Annotated in this window: 14 protein-coding genes; 8 read left to right on the forward strand and 6 right to left on the reverse strand. The window is 58.0% G+C overall.

The window, feature by feature from the left end; genetic code table 11:
- Positions 1–18: 18 nt before the first annotated feature.
- From mrdA to ACIPR4_RS04435, 6 genes are all read left to right on the forward strand, one after another.
- The gene (mrdA, locus tag ACIPR4_RS04410; RefSeq protein WP_013567449.1) at positions 19–1,980 is read left to right on the forward strand and encodes a penicillin-binding protein 2; all 1,962 of its coding nucleotides are present in this window, start codon (positions 19–21) and stop codon (positions 1,978–1,980) included.
- A gap of 4 nt (positions 1,981–1,984) precedes the next feature.
- Positions 1,985–3,085: a rod shape-determining protein RodA gene (rodA, locus tag ACIPR4_RS04415; RefSeq protein ID WP_013567450.1), complete on the forward strand. Its 1,101-nt coding sequence runs from the start codon at positions 1,985–1,987 to the stop codon at positions 3,083–3,085.
- 74 nt (positions 3,086–3,159) lie between these two features.
- Positions 3,160–3,930, forward strand: coding sequence for an SIMPL domain-containing protein (locus ACIPR4_RS04420; protein WP_013567451.1), 771 nt, complete (start codon positions 3,160–3,162; stop codon positions 3,928–3,930).
- Between the two features lie 483 nt (positions 3,931–4,413).
- A complete protein-coding gene (locus tag ACIPR4_RS04425; protein WP_013567452.1) occupies positions 4,414–8,019 on the forward strand; it encodes an Rne/Rng family ribonuclease in 3,606 nt (1,201 codons plus the stop codon).
- 233 nt (positions 8,020–8,252) lie between these two features.
- Positions 8,253–9,212 carry an outer membrane beta-barrel protein gene (locus ACIPR4_RS04430; RefSeq protein WP_013567453.1) on the forward strand — a complete coding sequence of 320 codons (960 nt, stop codon included), beginning with the start codon at positions 8,253–8,255 and terminating at the stop codon, positions 9,210–9,212.
- 141 nt (positions 9,213–9,353) lie between these two features.
- Entirely contained in the window at positions 9,354–10,658 is a 1,305-nt protein-coding gene (locus ACIPR4_RS04435; RefSeq protein WP_013567454.1) for a sugar MFS transporter, read from the forward strand.
- A 184-nt stretch (positions 10,659–10,842) separates the two neighbouring features.
- On the opposite strand, the gene ACIPR4_RS04440 is transcribed toward ACIPR4_RS04435, so the two are convergent.
- On the reverse strand, positions 10,843–12,201 hold the full coding sequence (locus ACIPR4_RS04440) for an aminopeptidase P N-terminal domain-containing protein (protein WP_013567455.1): 1,359 nt from the start codon (positions 12,199–12,201) through the stop codon (positions 10,843–10,845).
- Between the two features lie 439 nt (positions 12,202–12,640).
- Complete coding sequence (locus tag ACIPR4_RS04450) at positions 12,641–14,284, reverse strand: cellulose synthase family protein (protein WP_013567457.1); 1,644 nt, start codon at positions 14,282–14,284, stop codon at positions 12,641–12,643.
- A 235-nt stretch (positions 14,285–14,519) separates the two neighbouring features.
- Between ACIPR4_RS04450 and ACIPR4_RS04455 the strand changes: the two genes are divergently transcribed.
- Together ACIPR4_RS04455 and ACIPR4_RS04460 are read left to right on the forward strand one after the other, a co-directional pair.
- Positions 14,520–15,485 carry an alpha/beta hydrolase gene (locus tag ACIPR4_RS04455; protein ID WP_013567458.1) on the forward strand — a complete coding sequence of 322 codons (966 nt, stop codon included), beginning with the start codon at positions 14,520–14,522 and terminating at the stop codon, positions 15,483–15,485.
- 12 nt (positions 15,486–15,497) lie between these two features.
- Positions 15,498–16,682 carry a geranylgeranyl reductase family protein gene (locus tag ACIPR4_RS04460; RefSeq protein WP_013567459.1) on the forward strand — a complete coding sequence of 395 codons (1,185 nt, stop codon included), beginning with the start codon at positions 15,498–15,500 and terminating at the stop codon, positions 16,680–16,682.
- Between the two features lie 191 nt (positions 16,683–16,873).
- Here the strand turns inward: ACIPR4_RS04460 and ACIPR4_RS04465 are convergent, their stop codons facing one another.
- The 4 genes from ACIPR4_RS04465 to aroE are packed head-to-tail and all read right to left on the reverse strand — an operon-like array spanning position 16,874 to position 20,630.
- Positions 16,874–17,257, reverse strand: a complete 384-nt coding sequence (locus ACIPR4_RS04465) for a hypothetical protein (protein WP_013567460.1) — start codon at positions 17,255–17,257, stop codon at positions 16,874–16,876.
- Positions 17,247–17,744, reverse strand: coding sequence for a vitamin K epoxide reductase family protein (locus ACIPR4_RS04470; protein WP_013567461.1), 498 nt, complete (start codon positions 17,742–17,744; stop codon positions 17,247–17,249). Before ACIPR4_RS04470 ends, ACIPR4_RS04465 begins: the two co-directional genes overlap by 11 nt.
- 34 nt (positions 17,745–17,778) lie before the next feature.
- On the reverse strand, positions 17,779–18,576 hold the full coding sequence (locus ACIPR4_RS04475) for a hypothetical protein (protein WP_013567462.1): 798 nt from the start codon (positions 18,574–18,576) through the stop codon (positions 17,779–17,781).
- The gene (gene aroE, locus ACIPR4_RS04480) at positions 18,576–20,630 is read right to left on the reverse strand and encodes a shikimate dehydrogenase (protein WP_144312315.1); all 2,055 of its coding nucleotides are present in this window, start codon (positions 20,628–20,630) and stop codon (positions 18,576–18,578) included. Before aroE ends, ACIPR4_RS04475 begins: the two co-directional genes overlap by 1 nt.
- Between the last annotated feature and the right edge of the window lie 84 nt (positions 20,631–20,714).

Raw genomic sequence — 20,714 nt, forward strand, 5'->3', positions numbered from 1 at the left:
CCGTACACTTCTCTCAGGATGCCCCTCTCCGATCTCGATAGCCGCGCTGCGCGTGGCGAAGACAAAGTCTCCACCGTCAAGCTTCACGCGGTGCAGTATGTCATCGCCCTCATCGTCCTGATTCTGATGACAGGGCTGTGGCGTCTCCAGGTCTTGGGAGCCAGTAATTACCGCGTGCTCGCGGAAGCCAATCGTGTCCGCAAGGTTCCCATTCTTGCCCCGCGTGGAAAGATCTTCGACCGCGAAGGCCGTCTGCTCGTCGACAACTACTCTTCTGTCGCGGCCTATCTTCTGCGCGAGCAGATGCAGAACCCCGAGACCGATCTGCCCATGATCTCCGTGGGCCTCAATATCCCCATCGAACAGCTCCAATACACGCTGCGCAAATACAAACTCGCCCCCAAGTATCAGCCCATCCCGCTCAAACAGGACATCACACCGGACGAGCAGGCTTTCATTGAGGCCCATCGCAACGAGCTTCCCGAACTGGAGACCATCGAAGAGCAGCGTCGTCTTTACCCGCGCGACGGCTTCGCCTCCCATCTCATCGGTTACGTCGGTGAGGTCAGCGAACAGATGCTCAACCAGGAGCGCTACGCTCTGTACTCGCCCGGCGACGTCGTCGGAAAATCCGGTGTGGAACAGAGCTACGACGCCCTTCTGCGCGGTGTCGACGGCTCCCGCGATGTCATCGTCAACTCGCATGGCCGCGAACTTGGACGTCTTGGGGAAGAACTCGCCAAGCCCGGTCAGGACATTCGCCTCACGATCGACCTCGATCTGCAGATGGCGGCGGAGAAGGCGCTTGAAGGCAAGAACGGCGCGATCGTCGCGATGGACCCGCACACCGGCGAGATCCTCGCCATGGTCTCTCGCCCCAACTTCGATCCCAACCAGTTCGCCGTCCGCCTGACGCGCAACTACTGGAACCAGCTCCTCACCGACCCGGAACATCCGTTGCTGAACAAAGCGATTCAGGCGCAGCTCGCTCCCGGTTCTACCTTCAAGATCATCATGTCCGTAGCCGGTCTTGAAGAGGGTACGGCGCAGGACCTGAAGGTGAACTGCACCGGAGGCGCGGACTTCTACGGACACTTCTTCAAGTGCGACGCACGCCACGGCGGTGTGAACATCTATAACGCCATTCCTTTGTCCTGCGACATCTTCTACTACACCCTCGCGCAAAAACTCGGCATCGACACGATCGCGAAGTATGCTACCGAACTGGGCCTTTCGCAGCGCACCGGGATCGACCTCCCCGAAGAGGCGAGCGGCACCATGCCCAGCACCAAGTGGAAGATGAAGAACTTCCACGACAAGTGGTATGCCGGTGAGACCATCTCCGTCGGCATCGGACAGGGTGCGGTGGCTGCGACGCCAATTCAGATGGCCCGTGCGCTCTCCGGTGTGGCCAGTGGTGGAGCCCTCGTTCGGCCACATGTGCTCTCAATGGATCAGATTCCTGAATCAATGAGGCAGGCCTACGTGGAAGCCTTCCCCGGCAGCGGCGAGAAAAAAGTGTCGATGCGTGCCGAGAACTGGCAGATCATCTCCGACGCCATGGCTGAGACTATGAATACCGGAACCGCTTCCCTGGCTCATCTCGACGGGGTAGATTTTGCGGGGAAGACTGGAACAGCACAGGTCATGAGTCATGATGCCCTTGCACGTTCCGGTGGTGGCAAGAAGACGCAACCCAACGCCTGGTTCGTCGGCATGGTGCCGCGCCGGAATCCCGACATCGTGGTGGCCGCGCTCATTGAAAACGGCGAATGGGGAAAATATTCCGCCAAACTCGCCGCACAGGTCATCACAGCCTTTATCGATAAGCAGCGCAAGAAGGACAACAACCTTCGCGTCGCCGAAGTGAAGCCGAAGCCCACGGAAGAAACTCCCGCCAAGCCGGAGCAGAAGCCGGAACAGGCGCCTTCGGCAGCCGTTCCGGAAAAGCCGCGCAGCATCTCGGGAGCAGGAAACTAGGTCCATGGCGCGTTCCTCTACCTTCCGTGATTTCGACTGGACGCTCCTCGGCTTTGTTCTGCTGATGTCGGTCATCAGTGTCGGCGAGATCTATTCCGCCACGCTGCATACGAAGTTCCACGGTTTTCACACCAAGCAGATCGAGTTCCTCGCCATCGGTCTCGTGCTGATGTTCCTCATCTCTCTGGTGGACTACCATCGCCTCATCGAGATCTCCCCCTGGCTCTATGGCATCGGCCTGACCTCGCTGGTCGCGGTCAAACTCGTGGGTCAGAAGGTCCTCGGTGCTCGCCGTTGGATCCGTTTTCCCGGCAACATCCACTTCCAACCATCGGAGTGGGTCAAACTCTTCCTTGTCCTCGCCGTGGCGCGCTTCTTCTGGAACCTCTCGGGCCGAGAGCTCACCTGGGGCGACATTGCCAAGGCCTTCGCCATGGTCGGTGTTCCGTTGCTCCTCGTTCTCAGCCAGCCCGATCTTGGAACTTCAATGACGTACGCCCCCGTACTTGTGATGGGGCTACTACTTGGCGGGATCCGCCTGAAGCAGGCATCGATCCTGATTGTCAGCTTCCTGGTTCTCTTCGTTGGCGTCTGGAACAGTGGCAAGGTCCTCAAACCGTACCAGAAGGCCCGCCTCACCAGCTTCTCCCATCCCGAAGACGACCCTCGCGGCAAGGGATACCAGGTGCAGCAGTCCCTCATCGCCGTGGGCTCCGGAGGCATCTGGGGCAAGGGTGCGACCAAAGGCACACAGACCCAGGGCGACTTCCTCCCGATTCCGTATACCGACTTCATCTTCGCCGCGCTCTGTGAAGAACACGGCTTCGTCGGCGCCGCTCTGGTCCTGATCCTCTACTTCCTGATCTTCATGCGCCTGGTGCAGAACGCTCAGACAGCGAAAGATCTTCCCGGCACCTTCATCGTGATGGGGATCGTCGCCATCATGGTCTTCCAGCTCGCGATCAATGTGGGCATGGTGGTGGGTCTCGCTCCCGTTACAGGAATTCCGCTGCCTCTGTTAAGCTACGGCGGGTCCAGCGTCATCTTTACGTTTCTTGCACTTGGGATCGTGATGAACGTTCGGATGAGCCGCTTCGTGAATTAATTCACGAAAAGCCGGGCACAAATCGTCGCGCGGTGGAGTCTATCGAAGGGAAGCTCTCTTCTTGAGGCGATGCCATGTTGAGAACGAAGCACACTCTTGGCCTTCTCTTTTCCTTCTGTTTTTCGGCTCCGGCGGTTCTCGGCCAATGCCCGGGAACATGTCCTGAACGTCATATCCTTTCGATTCAGGCGACCGGGACCGCCGTGGCGGATGCCGACAATGCAGTGGTGCACGTTGGCTATAAAGTTTTTGGCAAGGACGCGCAAAGCGCGTATTCCACGGCATCGCAAGTCTCCACGGCAATCATGGAAGCACTTCTCCGCTTGGGTCTCACGAAGAGTGCGATTGAAAGCAGCAGCCAACTGATCGCACACACCCCTACCTGGGAACTTCAACAGAGGCCGCTTTCGAACGAAGAGAGACAAAATATGCAGTTCGCCGTCGTTCAAGCTTGGACGGTGCAGGTGAAGCCCGACGGTGCGGCGGACGCTCTCCACACCGCAATCGAGGCTGGCGCAAACGAGAGCGGCTGGATCGAGTGGAAAGTCGCTGATTCCGCAAGTCTGCAGGCAAAGGCTTCGGCCCAGGCGCTCGCAAACGCTCGAACGATTGCCGAAGCCACAATGAAAAGCTCCAATATCCACCTCGGCCACCTCATCTCCATTACGGAAAACCAGAACGGATACGCCATGGGGGCTCTCGCGGGTAGCAGTTTTGGGAACGGCGGTCCGATCAATGGTGTTTTTGATCGTCTCCAGAACACCCCAGTCTCCGCCCTAGCCATCAGCTCCCGGCGGGTCGAATACACGGTGTCGTCTTACGTTACTTTCGCCCTGGAACCCTAAGTTCCTTTGCCCACAATAATATGTGGAGGCCATTCGCCATAGACCGGGCGTATGATGCACAATAACAACAGCACCCTGGAACTCCGGGTGTCACCAGCCCGCCGCACCCCAGCTTGTAAGAAGCTCGCGGCAGCGGGGCAACAGATTTGAAGTTTTACAGTCGACGGCAAAGGGCAGGGCCCTCCTCGGCTGGTAGATTTTGGGAAAGAACGCTCTCGGACGGCAAACGGCCCCGCCTCAGGAAATGAGGTTGTTTCGGCCACAACACCCGCAGCGTTGGTAGAAGCTTTGCAGAGCGGTTTCGGTACACAGCGCAGCACACCTCTCATGTTGCTCCCCTCGGAGCCAGCACAGGTAGCTTCGTGTGTAAACCGTAACGCACGCCTGCATTCCGCTCTCGCCCTTCCCCATCTCCCAGTCTAGGCACGCGCGAACGTCGCGCACCCTGCACATCTCTGCCGCCGGCGGAAATGAGTAGAAGGCATGTCAAAAGAAATTTTTATCTCCTCAACACCGCATGAGACGCGGCTCGCCATCGTCGAAAACGATGCCCTTTCTGAGATCTACTACGAGCGCGAGAACGAGTACACCCTCGCTGGCTCCATCTATAACGGTAAAGTTACACGCGTTCTTCCCGGAATGCAGTCCTCTTTCGTAGACATCGGCCTCGAGCGCGATGCCTTCCTTTATGTCACTGATTTCATGGAAGAAGCTGGAGACTCCGCCGACTTCGACACCGATAGTGCGAATGGTAGCGGAAGCAAGGGCGAACGCCGTCCGGCACGCGCTCTCGAAGCCCGTCCCGAAACAACCGTTGAAGGTAATCCTGAAACACGTTCCGAAGGTCGTAACGAGGGTCGAAATGAAGGCCGCGGAGAGGGTCGCCGTGGTGGACGCCGTCGTCGCCCCAATGATCGTCCGGATTTCAACGCCCCCGCGCAGAGCACGGATGAACCGCAGGACTTTGTAGCAGAAGAGGTCCCCGCCACTCCGCCCGTAGCCGATGGAACCGACGCGGAAGCCGCCGAAGGCAGCCGCCGCTGGCGCGGTCGCCGTGGACGTCGTCGCGGCCGTGGATCGCGCGAAGGCGCACCGGAGACTACTCCCGGAGTGGTTGCCGAAACGGACGCAGAGCCCCTTCTTTATGGTCAGGCTGAAGAAGCAAATCTGGATCTGAACGCAGAGGAGAGTTCGGAAGAGACCTACACCGAAGCTCCTCCCGAGGTGCAGGCCGCACCGGAGTACACCATAGAGCGTCCCCGCACGGAGCGTCCCGAAGGCCGTGGCGGGCGTGATCGTGGTCGTGGACGGGATGGCCGCAATGGCCGTGGTGGACGCGATCAGCGTGGCGGACGCGAACGTGAGCCGCGCGAAGAGCGCAGCAGTTTTGCCGCACCTGTTTACGGACAGGAAGAAGATGCACCAGCAGGCGAACCGATCATTCTTCCCGGCGAGTCCATTTCAAAGTACCGCGTCGGTGGCGATCCTAACCCCGCGCCCGTAGTCGCTCCGCCTACCGACGTTCTTTCCTCGGGTTCTTCCTTTGAAGTCAAAGGATGGGACGGTGGTCTTGTACTTCCCGGCGAAACGATTCGCCCACGGACACCCTCCGCAGGCGGCGAATCCCGTCAGGAATCACCACGTTCCTCAGAGCCTCGCCGCAGTGAGACCTCGCAGCCGAAGTCGGAAGCTCGTCCTGAAGGCCGAACCGAAAGTCGCCGCGATGGTCGTGGTGGTCGTAACGAGGGCCGCCGCGATGGACGCGGTGGTAATCGGAACGACAACCGTGGAAACGGACGCCGCGAGGATCGCCCACGCAATCCTCGTCCGGACCAGCCAGCAGTCTCCGCTACCGAGTTCATTCCAGTGCTTCTCTCGGAGGTCCGCGAGGAAGCCAGCCTCCGCCCGGCGACTTCGCAGAACTATGAGCAGCGCGTACAGCCGGTTGAGACTTTGCCGGAGCACATTCCCTTTGTTCCGACACCGGTCACGACCTTTCAGGCTCCGGTCATCGAAGAGCAGAAAGCCGCTCCGGTCCACGAGCCCGTCGATACGGTTGCGGTCAGCCCGGTTCCAGAACAGAAGCCAGCCGAACCGGTGGAGTTTGAACCCCGCGAAGGCGATGCGGCCAACCGCATCGACGCTCCCCGCTCCAGCTTCCGCCGCTGGCGCGAGCGCCGCGCCGCCGAAAAGGCTGCACGGGAAGCCGCCAAGCTCGCCGCTCTGGAAGCCCTGAACAAGCCCGAGCCGCCCGCACACGAGTTCACCACCATGCAGCCCACGGGTGAGCTTCTCTCGCGCAACGACCCCGCTCACGAAGCTGCGATCGATGCGTTTTCGTCTCCCGCAACCCCCATCGCCCACGAAGCAGCTGTGCAGTCGGTTCCTTTGGCTGGGGCTGTAACGACTCCCGTACCCGCTGTCCATACCCACTCCTTCGGCCAGGGCATGGTCGAAGAAGAAGAGGAGTTCGAGGAAGACGATCTTCAGATCGAATCCCTCCATGCTCACGCCGAAGAAGATAACGAAGAGATGGAAGAAGAGACGCTCGAAGGTGGACCGGAACTCGGTACCCTGCTTCGGGAAGTCTCGATCGAAGGCCGTACCCGTGCTGCCAATGAAGAGGCCGACGATCTGGAAGATACAGACGAGCCCTTCTCCGAAGAAGACGGCGAATCTTCCGAGGACTCCGACGCAACCGCTCCTGCAGCCGCCAATGGCGAAGGCAGCCCACGCCGTGAGCGGTCGGACCGTGGAGATCGTGGCCGCCGTGACTCAGGTCGCCGTGACCGCAACGATCGTGGTGGAGATCGCAGCGGAGCACGCCGTACCGGTGGCAGTGGTGGAGGCGGCCGTGGTGGACGTCCTCGTGTCCAGGCATCGGACCTTCCCGCGATCTCTGACCTGCTCAAGCCCGGTCAGGAGATCCTCGTTCAGATCGCCAAGGAGCCGATCGCCAAGAAGGGTGCGCGTATTACCTCGCACATCGCCCTTCCCGGACGCTTCCTTGTCTTCATGCCGACGGTGAATCACACCGGCGTCTCGCGGAAGATCTCTTCGGACGAAGAGCGCCGCCGCCTCAAGACGATTCTTCTCTCCGAGAAGGGCGACGCAACGGGCGGCTTCATCGTCCGCACCGCCGCAGACGGAGCCAGCGAAGAAGAGCTTCGCAGCGATCTTCGCTTCCTCATCAACCTCTGGTCGGACATCAAATCCCGCTCAGAGTCTTCCAAGTCTCCGGCGCTCATCTACCACGATCTCAACCTCGTGGAGCGCATCCTGCGCGACCAGGTCGGCGACAACTTCTCCGCCATCTGGGTCGACACGGAAGCCGAGTATGAACGCGTCCTGCGCTTCCTGCAGCGCTTCCAGCCTTCGCTGATCCGCCGCGTCAAGCTCTACACCAAGGAAACGCCGCTCTTTGAACAGTTCGGCGTAACGGCGGAGATCGACAAGGCGCTCAAGAGTAAGGTCTGGCTCAAGTCCGGCGGCTCCATCGTCATCAACCAGACGGAAGCCCTCGTGGCCATCGACGTCAACACCGGCAAGTACGTCGGCAAGACGACGCGGCTCGAAGACACCATCGTGAAGACCAACCTCGATGCCATCCCGGAGATCGTCCGCCAGATTCGACTGCGCGATCTCGGTGGCATCATCGTCATCGATTTCATCGACATGGACGACCGCAAGAACCGCAACAAGGTCATGCAGGCGCTCGACGATGAACTCAAGACGGATCGCGCACCCTCCAAGGTGTTGCAGTTCAATGACTTCGGTCTCGTGATCATTACGCGCAAACGGGTTCGCCAGTCTCTGGAGCGCACGCTTTCGACGCAATGCACGGTCTGCACCGGTACAGGCATGGTTAAGTCACCCATCACCGTGGCGAACGAGATCTTTATCGAGATGCGGAAGATGTATCGCCATATGGATAAGGGCGACATGATGCTGCGGGTGCATCCCGAGGTCGTCAAAACGCTGAAGGCTTCCGGCTCACGCTGGCTCCTCGATATGGAAGAGCTCACCAAGAAAACCATCCTGGTCAAGAGCGATCCCAGCCTCAGCCCGGAGCAGTTCGACATCCACTAGAACGATCCGCACTCAGGAACGATCAAAGCCACCCTCATCGGTGGCTTTGACCGTTTGGGATATGTCCATCTGCGCCACGGTCCCGCGTTCCGTGATCCGAATTCTGCTTTCAGTCGTCTTAATCTACGCAGATCAATGATTTGGCAGACAATGGCAGTGGCACAACAAATCTCTCGTAGTTGGGTTACAGAGAACGAAGTCCCTTGAGGACGCTCATAAGGAGTTTTAATAAGATGAGTCACAACGCAGGCCAGTTTTTTGTCCGGAATCGTGTCTTTGCAGCGGTCATTGCAATCTCTGCTGCCGCGATCGTACCTTCAGCGCACGCCGCCGCGGATCCCGCAGAGGCCCCTGCGTCGATTAACTTCAACACCAGCGTCGGCTCTCCCTTGAGCAACCTCACCTATGCCGATATGACGTACGGCGTGAGCAGCAGCGAGCCCGCCGCAGTCGCCGAGGAGCGCGACTCTCTGGCTTCGACCTCCGAAGCGGACCAACCTCCACCTCGCCGTCGTACCTATGGTCGCCCCCGTTATGCCGATAACCTGCACAACGCCGACGGCTCGACCAAGATAGCCTTTGAAGTGGGCGGCGGGTTTGTGGCTCCCTCAGGTTCCACCGCACACTACCAGACCCTCAGCTACAAATTTTCCGTGGGTGGAGGTCTCAATTTCAACAAGAACTTCGGCGTTCTTCTGCAGTACGACTATGACCACATGAATGTTCCCGCCAGCATCATTCAAGCGATGCAGAACGCTTACGTTAACGGCGGCTATTCGGACGCTGCGGGTGTCGCAGGTCTGGATGCCAATACCCATCTCTGGTCCTTGTCGATCAACCCAACCTACAGCTTGCAAGGCGCCGGTCGTAGCGGCGCTTACCTGGTCGGTGGCGTGGGCTATTATCGCAAAACAACAAACTTTACATTGCCAGCGGTATCGGAATTTTGCGACAGCTTCGGCTTCTGCCAAGCCTTCAACAGCAATCAGACCGTTGATCAATACACCAACGGAGCGTTCGGCGTCAATGGCGGTGTAGGTCTTACTTACAAGCTGTCAAACTTCTCCTCCAACCGCCTCTTCGCGGAGGCGCGTTATGTCTGGGTAGACAATAACGGAGACAAGAATCAGTTCTATCTTCCCAACGGTTTCCGTACAGGCTACTTCCCTGTGACCGTCGGTGTGCGTTGGTAAGCGATCGCACAACGAATCCAATCCATCTCGTGAACAAAGTTGCCAGCCTGCGGGCTGGCAACTTTGTTTCCAGCTCCCGGAAAAGCCAGTTCTATCCTCCGGCTGATACCCTTGATCGAGCAAAAATAAGCCGAGGAATTCATGCAGATTGAAATGCCCACTGAGGGCTCACTTCCGGAGATCAAGGTCGAGCGTTCCGGCGCAGCGATGACCATCGTGACCACCCTGTTCTTCATCTGGGGCTTCGTCACGGTTCTCAACGACATTCTCATTCCGCATCTGCAGAATGTCTTTGCTCTCTCGAACTTCCAGGCGATGTTTGTCCAGTTCGCCTTCTTTTCTGCCTACTTTGTCTTCGCTCTGCCGTGGGGCAAGGTCGTGGATCGCATCGGCTATCGCAATACGATGGTCGCTGGTCTCTGTGTCTCAGCCTGCGGATGCCTGCTCTTTCTTCCCGCAGCCATGCTCGCCTCCTACGCAATCTTCCTCTCAGCCCAGGTGGTGCTCGCCTGCGGCATCACGGCGCTTCAGGTTTCGGCTAATCCCTATGTGGCGGCGCTTGGCTCCAGCCGCACCGCCTCCAGCCGTCTTAATCTTGCGCAGGCGTTCAACTCGCTGGGAACGACGATTGCCCCGCACATCGGTGGTCTCTTCATCTTCTCCACGGTCGCGGTCGTAGCTACTACGACGACGCTTACGGGTTCCGCTCTTCATGCGAACCAGCAGCAGCAGGCCGCCAGCGTCAAGCTGCCCTATATCCTCCTCGCCGGCATCCTCCTGGCCCTGGCTACCTTTATCCGTCTGCGCCTGCCTTCGTTCAGCAGCAACACCTCGGACATCCGCATCCAGGACGCCACGGCGAAGTCCGTCTGGCGTACGCCGCAGGTCGTTCTCGCCGTCCTTGGCATCTTCCTTTACGTGGGTGGAGAGGTCTCCATCGGCAGCTTCCTCGTCCGCTATCTGCAACTCCCCAACATTGCGCATATGACGGAACTCACTGCAGCCTCGTATGTCTCCTACTACTGGGGCGGAGCCATGGTGGGCCGCTTTATCGGTTCCTGGCTTTTGCGCCGAATCAATGCTGGCGTTCTGCTGGCGCTCTTCGCCGCTATCGCCGGAACGCTTGTTCTCACTTCGATCCTGAGCCACGGCTACTTTGCCGCGATCACCATCCTCTGCGTGGGTCTCTTCAACTCAATCATGTTCCCCTCGATCTTTTCGATCGGGATCGAAGGCCTCGGTCAGCGGACGAGCGAGGCTGCTTCGCTGATCGTCATGGCGATCGTCGGCGGAGCCATTATCCCCGTTGCACAGGGCAAACTCGCAGACAGTATCGGCATCCAGCACGCGCTCTTTATTCCGCTGGCCTGCTACGTCTACATTTTCTTCTTCGGTGTATGGGGAAGCCGTCGCAGCGCTGCGCATACCTCTTCCGCGCACGCATAACGACTTATCGTTTGTCATTCCGTAGCGAAGCGAAGGAATCTGCTTTTGTGCCCCATTCTTTCGCGGCTTTATCGCGAAAGGGTGGGGTCGCGCGGAGCGCACAAACCAGATTTTGAACGGAGAAGAAAAGCAGATCCCTTCGCCTACGCTGCGGGATGATAAAGTTTAGAGCCGTCATGCAGCTTTACCGCATGGCGGCTTCTACTTCTTTCGCCGTGTGGGCGAGCGAACCGATCAGGTCGACCAGTTTCCCCTCTTCGTTCACATAGACCACATCTTCAATGCGAACTCCGATCTGCTCTTCAGAAATGTAGATTCCCGGTTCGATCGTAAAGACGTTGCCTCGATCGAGCGGCTTCGCCGGATCATACGGATCGTGCACATCGATCCCCACGGAATGTCCAAGCCCGTGGAGGAAGTACTTGCCGAGCGGCTCTCCATGCAGATCTTTGCCGTGCGTGTTGATGTAGTCGAAGGCGACTTTATCCAGCGTATCGCGGACGTCCGCGATACGCTCGTTCACATTGCCCAGGCGCATTTTGCCCGCAACAAATGCCGCAGCCGCAGCCTGCTGCGCTCCCAGCACGATCTCGTAGATCTCCTTCTGCCGGGCGGTGAAGTGGCCCGTCGCAGGCATAGTGCGCGTGATATCCGAGGCGTACATCGAGTATTCGCAGGCCGCGTCGATCACCACCACTTCGCCTGCCTTGATCGTCGCGGAGTTGTCGGAGTAATGCAGCGTTACAGAGTTTGGCCCGGTGCCCACGATGGGAGCGTAGCTCTCGCGCTCGCAGCCTTGTTTCATGGACTCCGCAATCTCCACACCCGCCACCGTTCGTTCCGTGACACCGGGCTTGATCGCCTTCATGCCCGCAAGCTGTGCCTTGATGGAGGCGTCACTCGCCTTCTTCAGCAGCGCAATCTCTGCGGGGCTCTTGATGCTGCGGAGAGGTATCGTCAACGCGCGTACATCATGCGCCTCCGGAGCCGTATCGTTGCCGACGGAGGCCGCCAGAAAGCGCATCACCGCATTGCCTGCTTCGAAGTCCGTCTGCCACCACAGCGTCCGCAGACGCCTGCGATCTGCCTCTGCGAACTGAGCCAGCACGCCGGGTAGATCGCGCATCGGCATCACCGCATCCACGCCAGCCTTTGTGGCTGCATCAGTAGCAGAGGCGTCCAGCTTCGCGCCCGTGTATTTTTCCATCACGAAGTTGCGCTCGGGGAGGAAAAGGATCTCGCGATAAAAGTGCGCAGGGACCTTCGTTCCGATGCGCGGAAGTACCGTCTCCGGGCCTTCGCCCACGATCACCAGGGCCGCACCGGGCTCCGTCCAACCTGTCAGGTAATAAAAATCGGAGTCTTGCCGGTAGGGCATGAAATCCAGCAGAGGTTCGGTGGCGGCAAACAGAACCGCCGCGCCGCCGTTCAGGCTGGCAGACAGTTTCACACGCCGCTCGCGATACTCGTTCTTAGGAACGGTGTCGAGAGCGACAGCTGAGGTCGTAGACAAAACGAGGGCGAAGACGGCTCGAAGAATCATTGTGGGAACATCGTATCGCCAATCCAAACCGAGACATAGGCAAATAGCTCAGGGAGCAATCGCCCTATTCAATTTCGAATAATTCTTCTTGCAAGCTGTAGTTCTAAGACGAGTACGATCCGCTCCGGTCCAAGCAGAAGCGTGCGTTCGGATAATTCCGTCCCAAAATAAATGCTAGGAGTCGGATCCTCTACGACAATCTGTGTCCAAGGAATGAAAAGCTTTGGACGGAACAGACCCCAAGGTATGGCTAAGTGTAGGTAAAGACCTTGATCGTCGGAGCCAATAGTCAAAATACTTCGCAGCATCCCAAGCGTGGACGCATCCTGAAAGTGCTTTGCTCCTTTGGGAAACGACAGAGTTGTCTTGTAATGCTGCGCCAGCTTTGACCAGCGATCACGCCAACCGAACCCCCTGCTAAGGTAAGAATAAAAAGCCATTAGATCCCCATGGGATAAGGCTTCTCGTGCATCTCCTGGCCCACGTTCAAACGATCAAACCGACCCTGCAACAGGCTCAACGCACCCGTCGTCCAGTATCCGAGAACGAAGAGAAGAAGGAAGGGAATTGTGAAGTAGTTCTCGCTGCCGATCGCGTACCAGACTGTCCACGCGAAGTAGCAACCGATGAGCAGTTCGATCCACGGCACAATGCCGAGACGCTTGCGATACTTATTCGCCTGCGCCTTTTCACCCTTTTTCTCAACACGATACTTCGGCGTGCGCGCAAAGGCGGTCTTCACACCGAAGAGCGCTTCCAGCACGGCCTTCGTATTCGTAATCGTGAGTCCGACACCCAGCGCCATCAGGAAGGGAAGATACAGAAACGTCTTGTACCAGGTCTTCGGGTGGAGCTCTTTCTGCGACACAAGATAGAAGGACGACACGGAGAAGGTGCTCGCCATGAACAAAGGGAAATCGATCAGCAGCATCTGGATCCAGCCCTGCCAGCTGCGAATCACCATCGCGGGCATCAGCAGCGTGCTCAGCACGATCATCAGCGGATAACTGATGTTGGCCGTCAGGTGATACCAGGCTTCCAGCTTGGTGTGCCAGGGAGCATCGCTCTTCAGCACGCGCGGCAGAATCTTCTTGCCGGTCTGGATCAGACCCTTCGCCCAGCGCGCCTGCTGTGTCTTGAAGGCCGTCATCTCGATGGGCAGCTCCGCAGGGCACTCGACGTCCTGGAGGTAAAGAAACTTCCAGCCCTTCAACTGCGCTCGGTAGCTGAGATCGGTATCTTCAGTTAGTGTGTCGTGCTGCCATCCACCGGCTTCGTCGATGGTCTCGCGCCGCCACATGCCCGCTGTGCCGTTGAAGTTGAAGAAGACACCCGCGCGCGAGCGTCCGCCGTGCTCCAGAACGAAATGCCCGTCTAGAAGGATCGCTTCGACTTGCGTCAGAAAGCTGTAATCGCGGTTCAGATGCGTCCACCGCGTCTGCACCATGCCGATGTGCTCATGGCCAGGAACTTCCTTGAACTGGTGAATGACCTGCATCAGCCACTCTTCAGGAGGGACAAAGTCCGCGTCGAAGATGGCGATCAACTCGCCCTTTGCCGACTTCAGGCCAGCATCGAGCGCTCCCGCCTTATAGCCGTAGCGGTTCGTCCGGTGAATGTAGTGGACCGGCTGGGGAGGCAGGCCGCCAAAGCCATCGGCGTAACGCTTAACGATCTGTGCCGCGACCTCGGTCGTCTCGTCGGTGGAGTCATCCAGCAGCTGGATCTCGAAACGGTCGCGTGGATAGTCGATCCGGCAGCAGGCGTCCAGGAGACGGTCGACGACGTACTGCTCGTTGTAGATGGGTAGCTGGATCGTGACAAAGGGGAGCTCGCTCTCTTCAAACCGCGCGGCGGGCGTCTTCCAGGAGGCCGCGTTCTTCCGGTTGCGGAAGTACAGCCACACCAACTGGTAACGGTGGATGCCGTAGAACGCCAGAATCACCATCACCAGAAAATAGGGGATGAGCATGTACGTATCGAACGCGTTCCAGCGGTACATGTGCTGGAAGGTGTGATCGCCGTAGTGGCTGCGCCAGTAACGCCTCACCCCATGCTGAGAGGCAAACAGAATCACGTGCATTGAAAGCATGGAAACGGAAGAGTACAGGGCAAAGCTCCGGGAGTGTGAGTTCGAGACCTCTCGATTTTACGCGACGAGCTACTTTTCCTCGCACTTTCTGCAATTTGGCAGGCTCCTCCTTCTGGGAGAGGGGTTGCCGGGAAAGATGGAAGGAATACTCCGGACGTTCCAGTGTTCTAGATGCAGAGGCGGAGTGCTCGAAGCTCCCCGCCCGCAAAGAGGAGAGTATCCATCGATGAGCGCACTCGATCCCCAAGTAAACGCTTTTTTGGAACAATTTCACGCCAACCAGGCACTCCAGCCCTCTCCGACCGAAGCCCCTTCTGCAATGGAAAAGATTCTCGCAGTCCGAGACTGGATGACTTCGGCTCGTGGGCACGGGATTGCGTTCGAATCCGTCACAAGGGTCCGGGATTTTGGTATACCAGGTACAGCTGGCAAGGTGCTTGTCCGTTTGTACGTACCGAAGGGGAAATCTGCTTTGCCCATGCCCGCGCCGGTGCTCGTCTACTACCACGGCGGTGGTTTTGTCGCAGGCGATCTTGAGGGGTATGACAACTTGCTTCGGGCGCTGGCCAATCGTGCCCAGTGCCTCATCGTCTCCGTGGCTTACCGTCTTGCTCCGGAGCATCCTTATCCTGCTGCAAACGAGGACTCCTGGGCTGCACTTACATGGGTTCACGAGCACGCCGCGGAAATAGGAGCCGATCCGAAAAGAATCGCGGTCGGAGGGGATAGTGCAGGCGGTCTGTTGGCGGCGTGGGTGGCGCAAAAGGCCGCGAAGGCGGGACCGAAACTGAGTGTGCAAGTGTTGCTCTACCCCTGCCTCGATGCCACGACCTCGAGGTCTTCCTGGAAAGAGTTGGGCACGGGTGCGTACTTTCTCTCGCATACCCAAATGCGGGAATGGTACGACGCTTACCTGCCGCCGGGGATAAACCGGGAAGACCCGAAGGTGTCCCCGCTCTTCGCCAGCGACCTCACCGGCGTTGCTCCGGCGCTGATCATCACGGCAGATCACGACCCTTTGCATGTTGAAGGAGATGAGTACGCCGCCAGGCTAAAGGCTGCAGATATTCCTGTGTATCACACGTGCTGGCCCGGCATGGTGCATGGCCTTGCCTCCATGGCTGGCGTGATTGATGCAGGCAAGGCTCTGATCGATCAGACGGGCGCTGCACTTCGAAAAGCGTTTGCCTAGGGCGCGGAACAAATGGCTGGAAAGATGCAAAGTGAATTGACTCGGTGGTGGGACGTGATTGTTGTAGGGGCGGGACCGGCGGGCTGTTCTGCGGCGTACGATCTTGTTCTAAGCGGCAGGCGCGTCCTGCTCCTGGATAAAAATGATTTCCCTCGATCCAAGGCATGTGCTGGCGGTCTAACAATGAAGACGGTGCAAGCTTTGCGCTATTCCGTTGAGCCAGTTACGAGACAACTCATTCGTCATGTTTCTTTGGAAAGCAAAAACAAAAAATCCCCACTTTTAGAAGGAGTTTATCCGTTTGTTGTCATGACGGTCCGTTCGGAGTTCGATGATTATTGCTTTAAGAAAACGAAAGAATTGGGTGCGGATTTTCTAAGAATCCGTGGGATCAAAAGGATAAAACAGGATGGCAAAGGTGTAACTGTAGAAACAGAGACAGAGACCTTGCAGGCAAAATTTGTCATTGGAGCGGATGGCGCAAACAGCGTAGTTCGACAATTCTGTACAGATCTCGCTTCTGTCAAAAAGGGCTTTGCATTGGAAGCACAGCTTCCAATGCAATCGGAAACTCGTACGGTAACAATCGACGTAGGTGCGGTGAAAGATGGTGCTGCATGGATCTTTCCTAAAGGAGATCACCTCAATGTTGGGTTATACGTTATCAACGAGGAAGAGCATCTCAGCCGCAAGCTGCTGTTGGATTACATCCGGCGTAAGTTCGGCTCCGAGATAGAAGGACAGATCAGTCATGTCGTTGGACAATACCTTAACTCTTATGGATGGGAAGGTCGATGTGCCCAGGGACGCGTGCTTCTCGCAGGAGATGCGGCTGGTTTGACAGATGTTATGACCGGCGAGGGTATTTATAGTGCAGTATTAAGCGGACAGATAGCAGCTCAAGCTATCGAAGAACATCTCTGCGGTCGAGCGGTTGCTGCAGATGCTTACCAGAAAGGTTTGCGGCCGCTCATCAATCGATTGTCGCTCTCTGCACGGGCAGCATCTCCCTTTTATAGCAACCCGAATTTTTTGCTGAACGTGCTGTCCATTCCAGGGGTAAGTTCCCTCCTGATGAAGGCCTACACGCGTAATTTGGGGGCGCACGGAAGTGGTCCTTCTAGATCTCAAATACTGGCGAGGAAGCTGACCTACGGTTTGCTCGCAGGTCTTGGTCAGAAGAAGCAAGCCTCCTGACTCAAGAGACGCAGACCAGGATTTTATGTTCGCAGACGCAATTCATCCCACAACGTACTTCAGCACTTTGTTGGCTGAATTATCGAGCGACAAATCGCAGTGCCGGGGCTGGGGAAATAAGGCTGAGGCTGTAGGCACGACAGCGACGGCAGAACAAAGAGACGGGCAATTCGTCTGTCTCTTGCGACTTGCTACCGCATCGCCAGAAAAATCAGAAGACCGACTGCGGCGATCAGTGAGACAAGGCTAGCAACGAGAAGCAACTTGATGGTTCGGGCAGCGGAGTTCATCCGCGTATCCATCTCCGTGATGCGAGTATCCAGGGCGGCAACGCTTTCGCCCAGCCTACGCACATCGTCGCCCACGCTGCCAAGCAGGGCGTTCTGCTCCTGCACCTGCCGGGCAAGGGACGCGTGTCCACTCTTCACCTGTCCCAGGTCGCTCTGGATGGATTCGGAGATACCCGTCAGCACGGCGGCATCGCCACCCTTGTCGAAGTACTTCTGCGCCAGCGGGACAAGATGCCGAATATGGGGGAGTAGTTCTCCTACCTGAAACAACAGTTTAGGCCACATGAATCTCTCCTCCCTGGGCACGGAGATGCAGGCCGGGTCGTGCCGCTCTGCGCGACAGCCACAGATTGATCGCTGCCAGTAGCAGGGTCACAGCGATAATCCCCTGCGACCATACGCAGTAAATGCACCACTTCTCCAGGACGTATTTCTCGAGGAAGGTAAGAATCAGCGCAAAGAAGAATCCAACCTGCGCGGCTTCAAAGGCCCAGAAGTCGAAACCGAAGAGTGCGAGCACGGCAATCAGCAGATAGCCCACGATGCCAAAAGCGGCAATCGGAATATGGCCCTTCGCTTGGGGATTTTCGTCGAAGCTGCGCGGCGGAAAGACCGCAAAACGCGAATGATTCACTGCTCCACAGTCCCAGTTTTCGGTTACCGCGCACGGTGGAGCGGCGTTGGGGTCCTGCATATGAATGCGGAGTGCCAGAACGGATACGACGGCGCCGGCCAGGGCCAGCAATGCAATAAGAATTCGTGTAACTCGCATAGACCTTCGACTCTACCCGTGGCGGCCCACAACTTCAACCGGGCTTGTGTCCGCGCCAGACCCGATGCGGCAGCAGGTAAGTAAAACCGGCGAAGCCGTACCAGTGCGCTGAAGTCGATGTGAGGCCCCGATTGAAGCCAGCATCCAGAATGAGATACGGCCGGATCGAGTAGGCGCCATTCCACAGGGTGCCGATGGCATCGGTGCCCGTATCCGGCTGCGTAAAATGCCAGATCTCCGCGCTCAGGGCATACTTTTTTGTGATGTTTCCGGAGACCGCCAGGGTCTGTCCAAACTGCACGCCGCCGCTCACCTGGTTGAAGAGGAAATTTGTATCGTAATGAACGCCGAAGAGATTTCCACTCGCCAGTAAAGCCCCACCCTGCGAAAGTCCGTCCACATCCAGATCGGGCGTGCTCCCGGAGCGAATCCGACGCGTATAGGCCAGCGCGACCGTTGGCCGGACGTCATGGCCTTCCTTCAGGTCGCTTAGGACGAGCTGCAGGCCTGCGAGCAGATCGCCGGTGTCGTCCTGGCCGAATCCATGGGATTGGGTGTGTGCCCAGGGCTGCGACTCCACCTGCACCATGACATGGTGAGTGAGCGCGATCTTGGTGGTCTGCGCGATGCTGAACTGGGTATCGACGTCGGTTGTCTCAGCCCCGATCAGCGCACCCTGCTCGAATTGCACATACCCTACGGGAGGAATATGGGCAGGATTCGTGACCGTAGGGCGTGCCGGGTCAGCGATAGGGACGCCGTGGTCAAACTGTTCCTGCGCAGCGGCAGAGAAGCAGCTTAGAAGAAGTAGAAGCCATGAGGCCAGGCGCACTAGCGCTTCTTCGTAGACTTCTTGAGAGGAGCTTTCTTTTCCGCCACCTTCCTGGGTGGCGCTTTCTTTACAGGTGCAGCGGCTTTCTTAGGAACCAGCTTCTTTGCCACTACTTTTTTTGTGACTGCTTTCTTTACAACCGCTTTCTTGGTGGGTGCTTTCTTTGCGGCTACTTTGACGGGCGCGGCCTTTTTGGCAACGGACTTCTTCAAGGCCACTTTCTTCGCCACCGACTTTTTGGCCACAGCTTTCTTCACGGCAGGCTTTGTGACGACCGGCTTTCTGGCAACAGCCTTCTTGGGCGCTACTTTCTTTGCCGCGACCGGGATTGCAGCTTTAGTCGAAACCGTCTTGACGGGAGCTTTCAGGACGGGCTTCGCCTGCACCGGCACAGGCACAGGCTTGGGCTCGATTTTCTTTTCCAGTGCTGGCTTCTCCACCGCCGGAGCAGGCTTGGGAACGATGGGAGCGGTTGGATTTTCTACAACAGGAGGCGCTGGTTTCTCCACCACAGGAGCCACCGGCTTTTCCACTACGGGAGCCACGGGAACGGGAACCGGAGGCATGTTTGCCTCGGCCTGCTGCTTCAGTGCGTGGAGCACAACGCGCAACATCTCTTCCTGCGGTGCGGGCTTGCCCGTCCAGATCTCGAACTGACGCGCACCCTGCTGCACAAACATCTCCACGCCCAGCACGACCGCAATGTTCTTGGATCGCGCCAGACGAACCAGCGGCGTCTCAATCGGGTTGTAGACGAGGTCGAAGAGCAAGCCAGTATTCAACTCCTCGGCGGAGATAGGCGCTGCAATCTTCTGCCCCAGCATGCCGTAAGGCGTTGCGTTGATCACGACGTCAAATCGCGTCTTCGCCAGCTGATCGCGCCGCATGACCTTGGCTCCGGCCTGGCGCGCCAGCTTCTGCGCCTTTTCGGGGGTGCGATTTAGGATGCTGACCTCGGCACCCTTGTCCTTCAGTCCAAAGACAGCGGCACGCGCTACGCCACCCGCGCCCAGCACGAGTACTTTGGCTCCGCGCAGAGGAACGCGACGCTCCAGCGGACCAACGATGCCACCAACGTCCGTGTTGAAGCCATAGAGCTTCCCATCCTGCGCCCGCACGACCGTGTTGCATGCGCCGATCTTTGCGCTCAGTGGGTCGGTCTTCTCCAGGTGCGCAAGAATATCCGTCTTCAAAGGCATGGTGACGGAGACGCCATGAATCGGCAGCTTCTCCATGACCTTGAGCAGGTCCTTCACATCGCCTGTCTCCAGCGCCACATAGACAGCATTCACCGTCTCGCGCCGGAAGGCGGTATTGATCATCAGAGGCGACAGGGAACTGGTCACCGGGGATCCAGCCACACCGTAGATGCGGGTCGAAGCTTCGATCCCGTCCATACGGTAGAGCTCAGTCAACGTCCGCGCTGCTACCTGTCCGGGGGCTGTCTCTTCGCCGACCGTGGCCGCTCCAAAGGTGAAGACCGATCCAAAACGAGGTCCCAGAATCCGTGTTAGAACGCCAAAATTACCCATCGCCAATGCCACCACGTTGGCATCTTCGGCATGCTTTTCCAGGAGGGCCGTGACCTTCAGGTTGTCGGGAAGAGACTTCGCCGTGGGCACAATCTTGTAGAAATCCGGGGAAAACTTCGCCATCCGGTCGTATACGGCATCCAGGTCGGGCGTGCCCTTGAAGTCGTGAAAGCTAAGCATGACGACGCATCCTGCATCGCGAAGCTTGTCCAGCGCAGTTGCCTTCAGCGCCTCGGCTGTTTCGACCTCCATGTCCACGATCTGGCAGCCGCTCTTCGCGGACGCCAGTAGATGCTCCATCTGCTCTTCTGCGGAACCGGCAAAGTCGCCGCCATTCGCTTTGCGGCGACAGGTCGCGATCATGGTGATCAGGGGGCGGTCGGACAGAAACTGTTTTAGTCTGCCGGTAACCAGTTGCGGCTTCTCCAGCGAGTCGAGCCGGAGCTCCAGAAAGGGCGTCTCCCGTCCCACTTCGGCCGCGCGGTCGAGCATCTCGCCCGCGTTTTTGGCTGCTATGGGCACACAGACGCGCCCGATCCTCGACCGAAGGTACTGCGCTGTAAAATTGGTACTGCTAAGTGTGCCCACAATCGTGGAATTTTACGC

The organism is Terriglobus saanensis SP1PR4 (assembly GCF_000179915.2).
Taxonomy (GTDB): domain Bacteria; phylum Acidobacteriota; class Terriglobia; order Terriglobales; family Acidobacteriaceae; genus Terriglobus; species Terriglobus saanensis.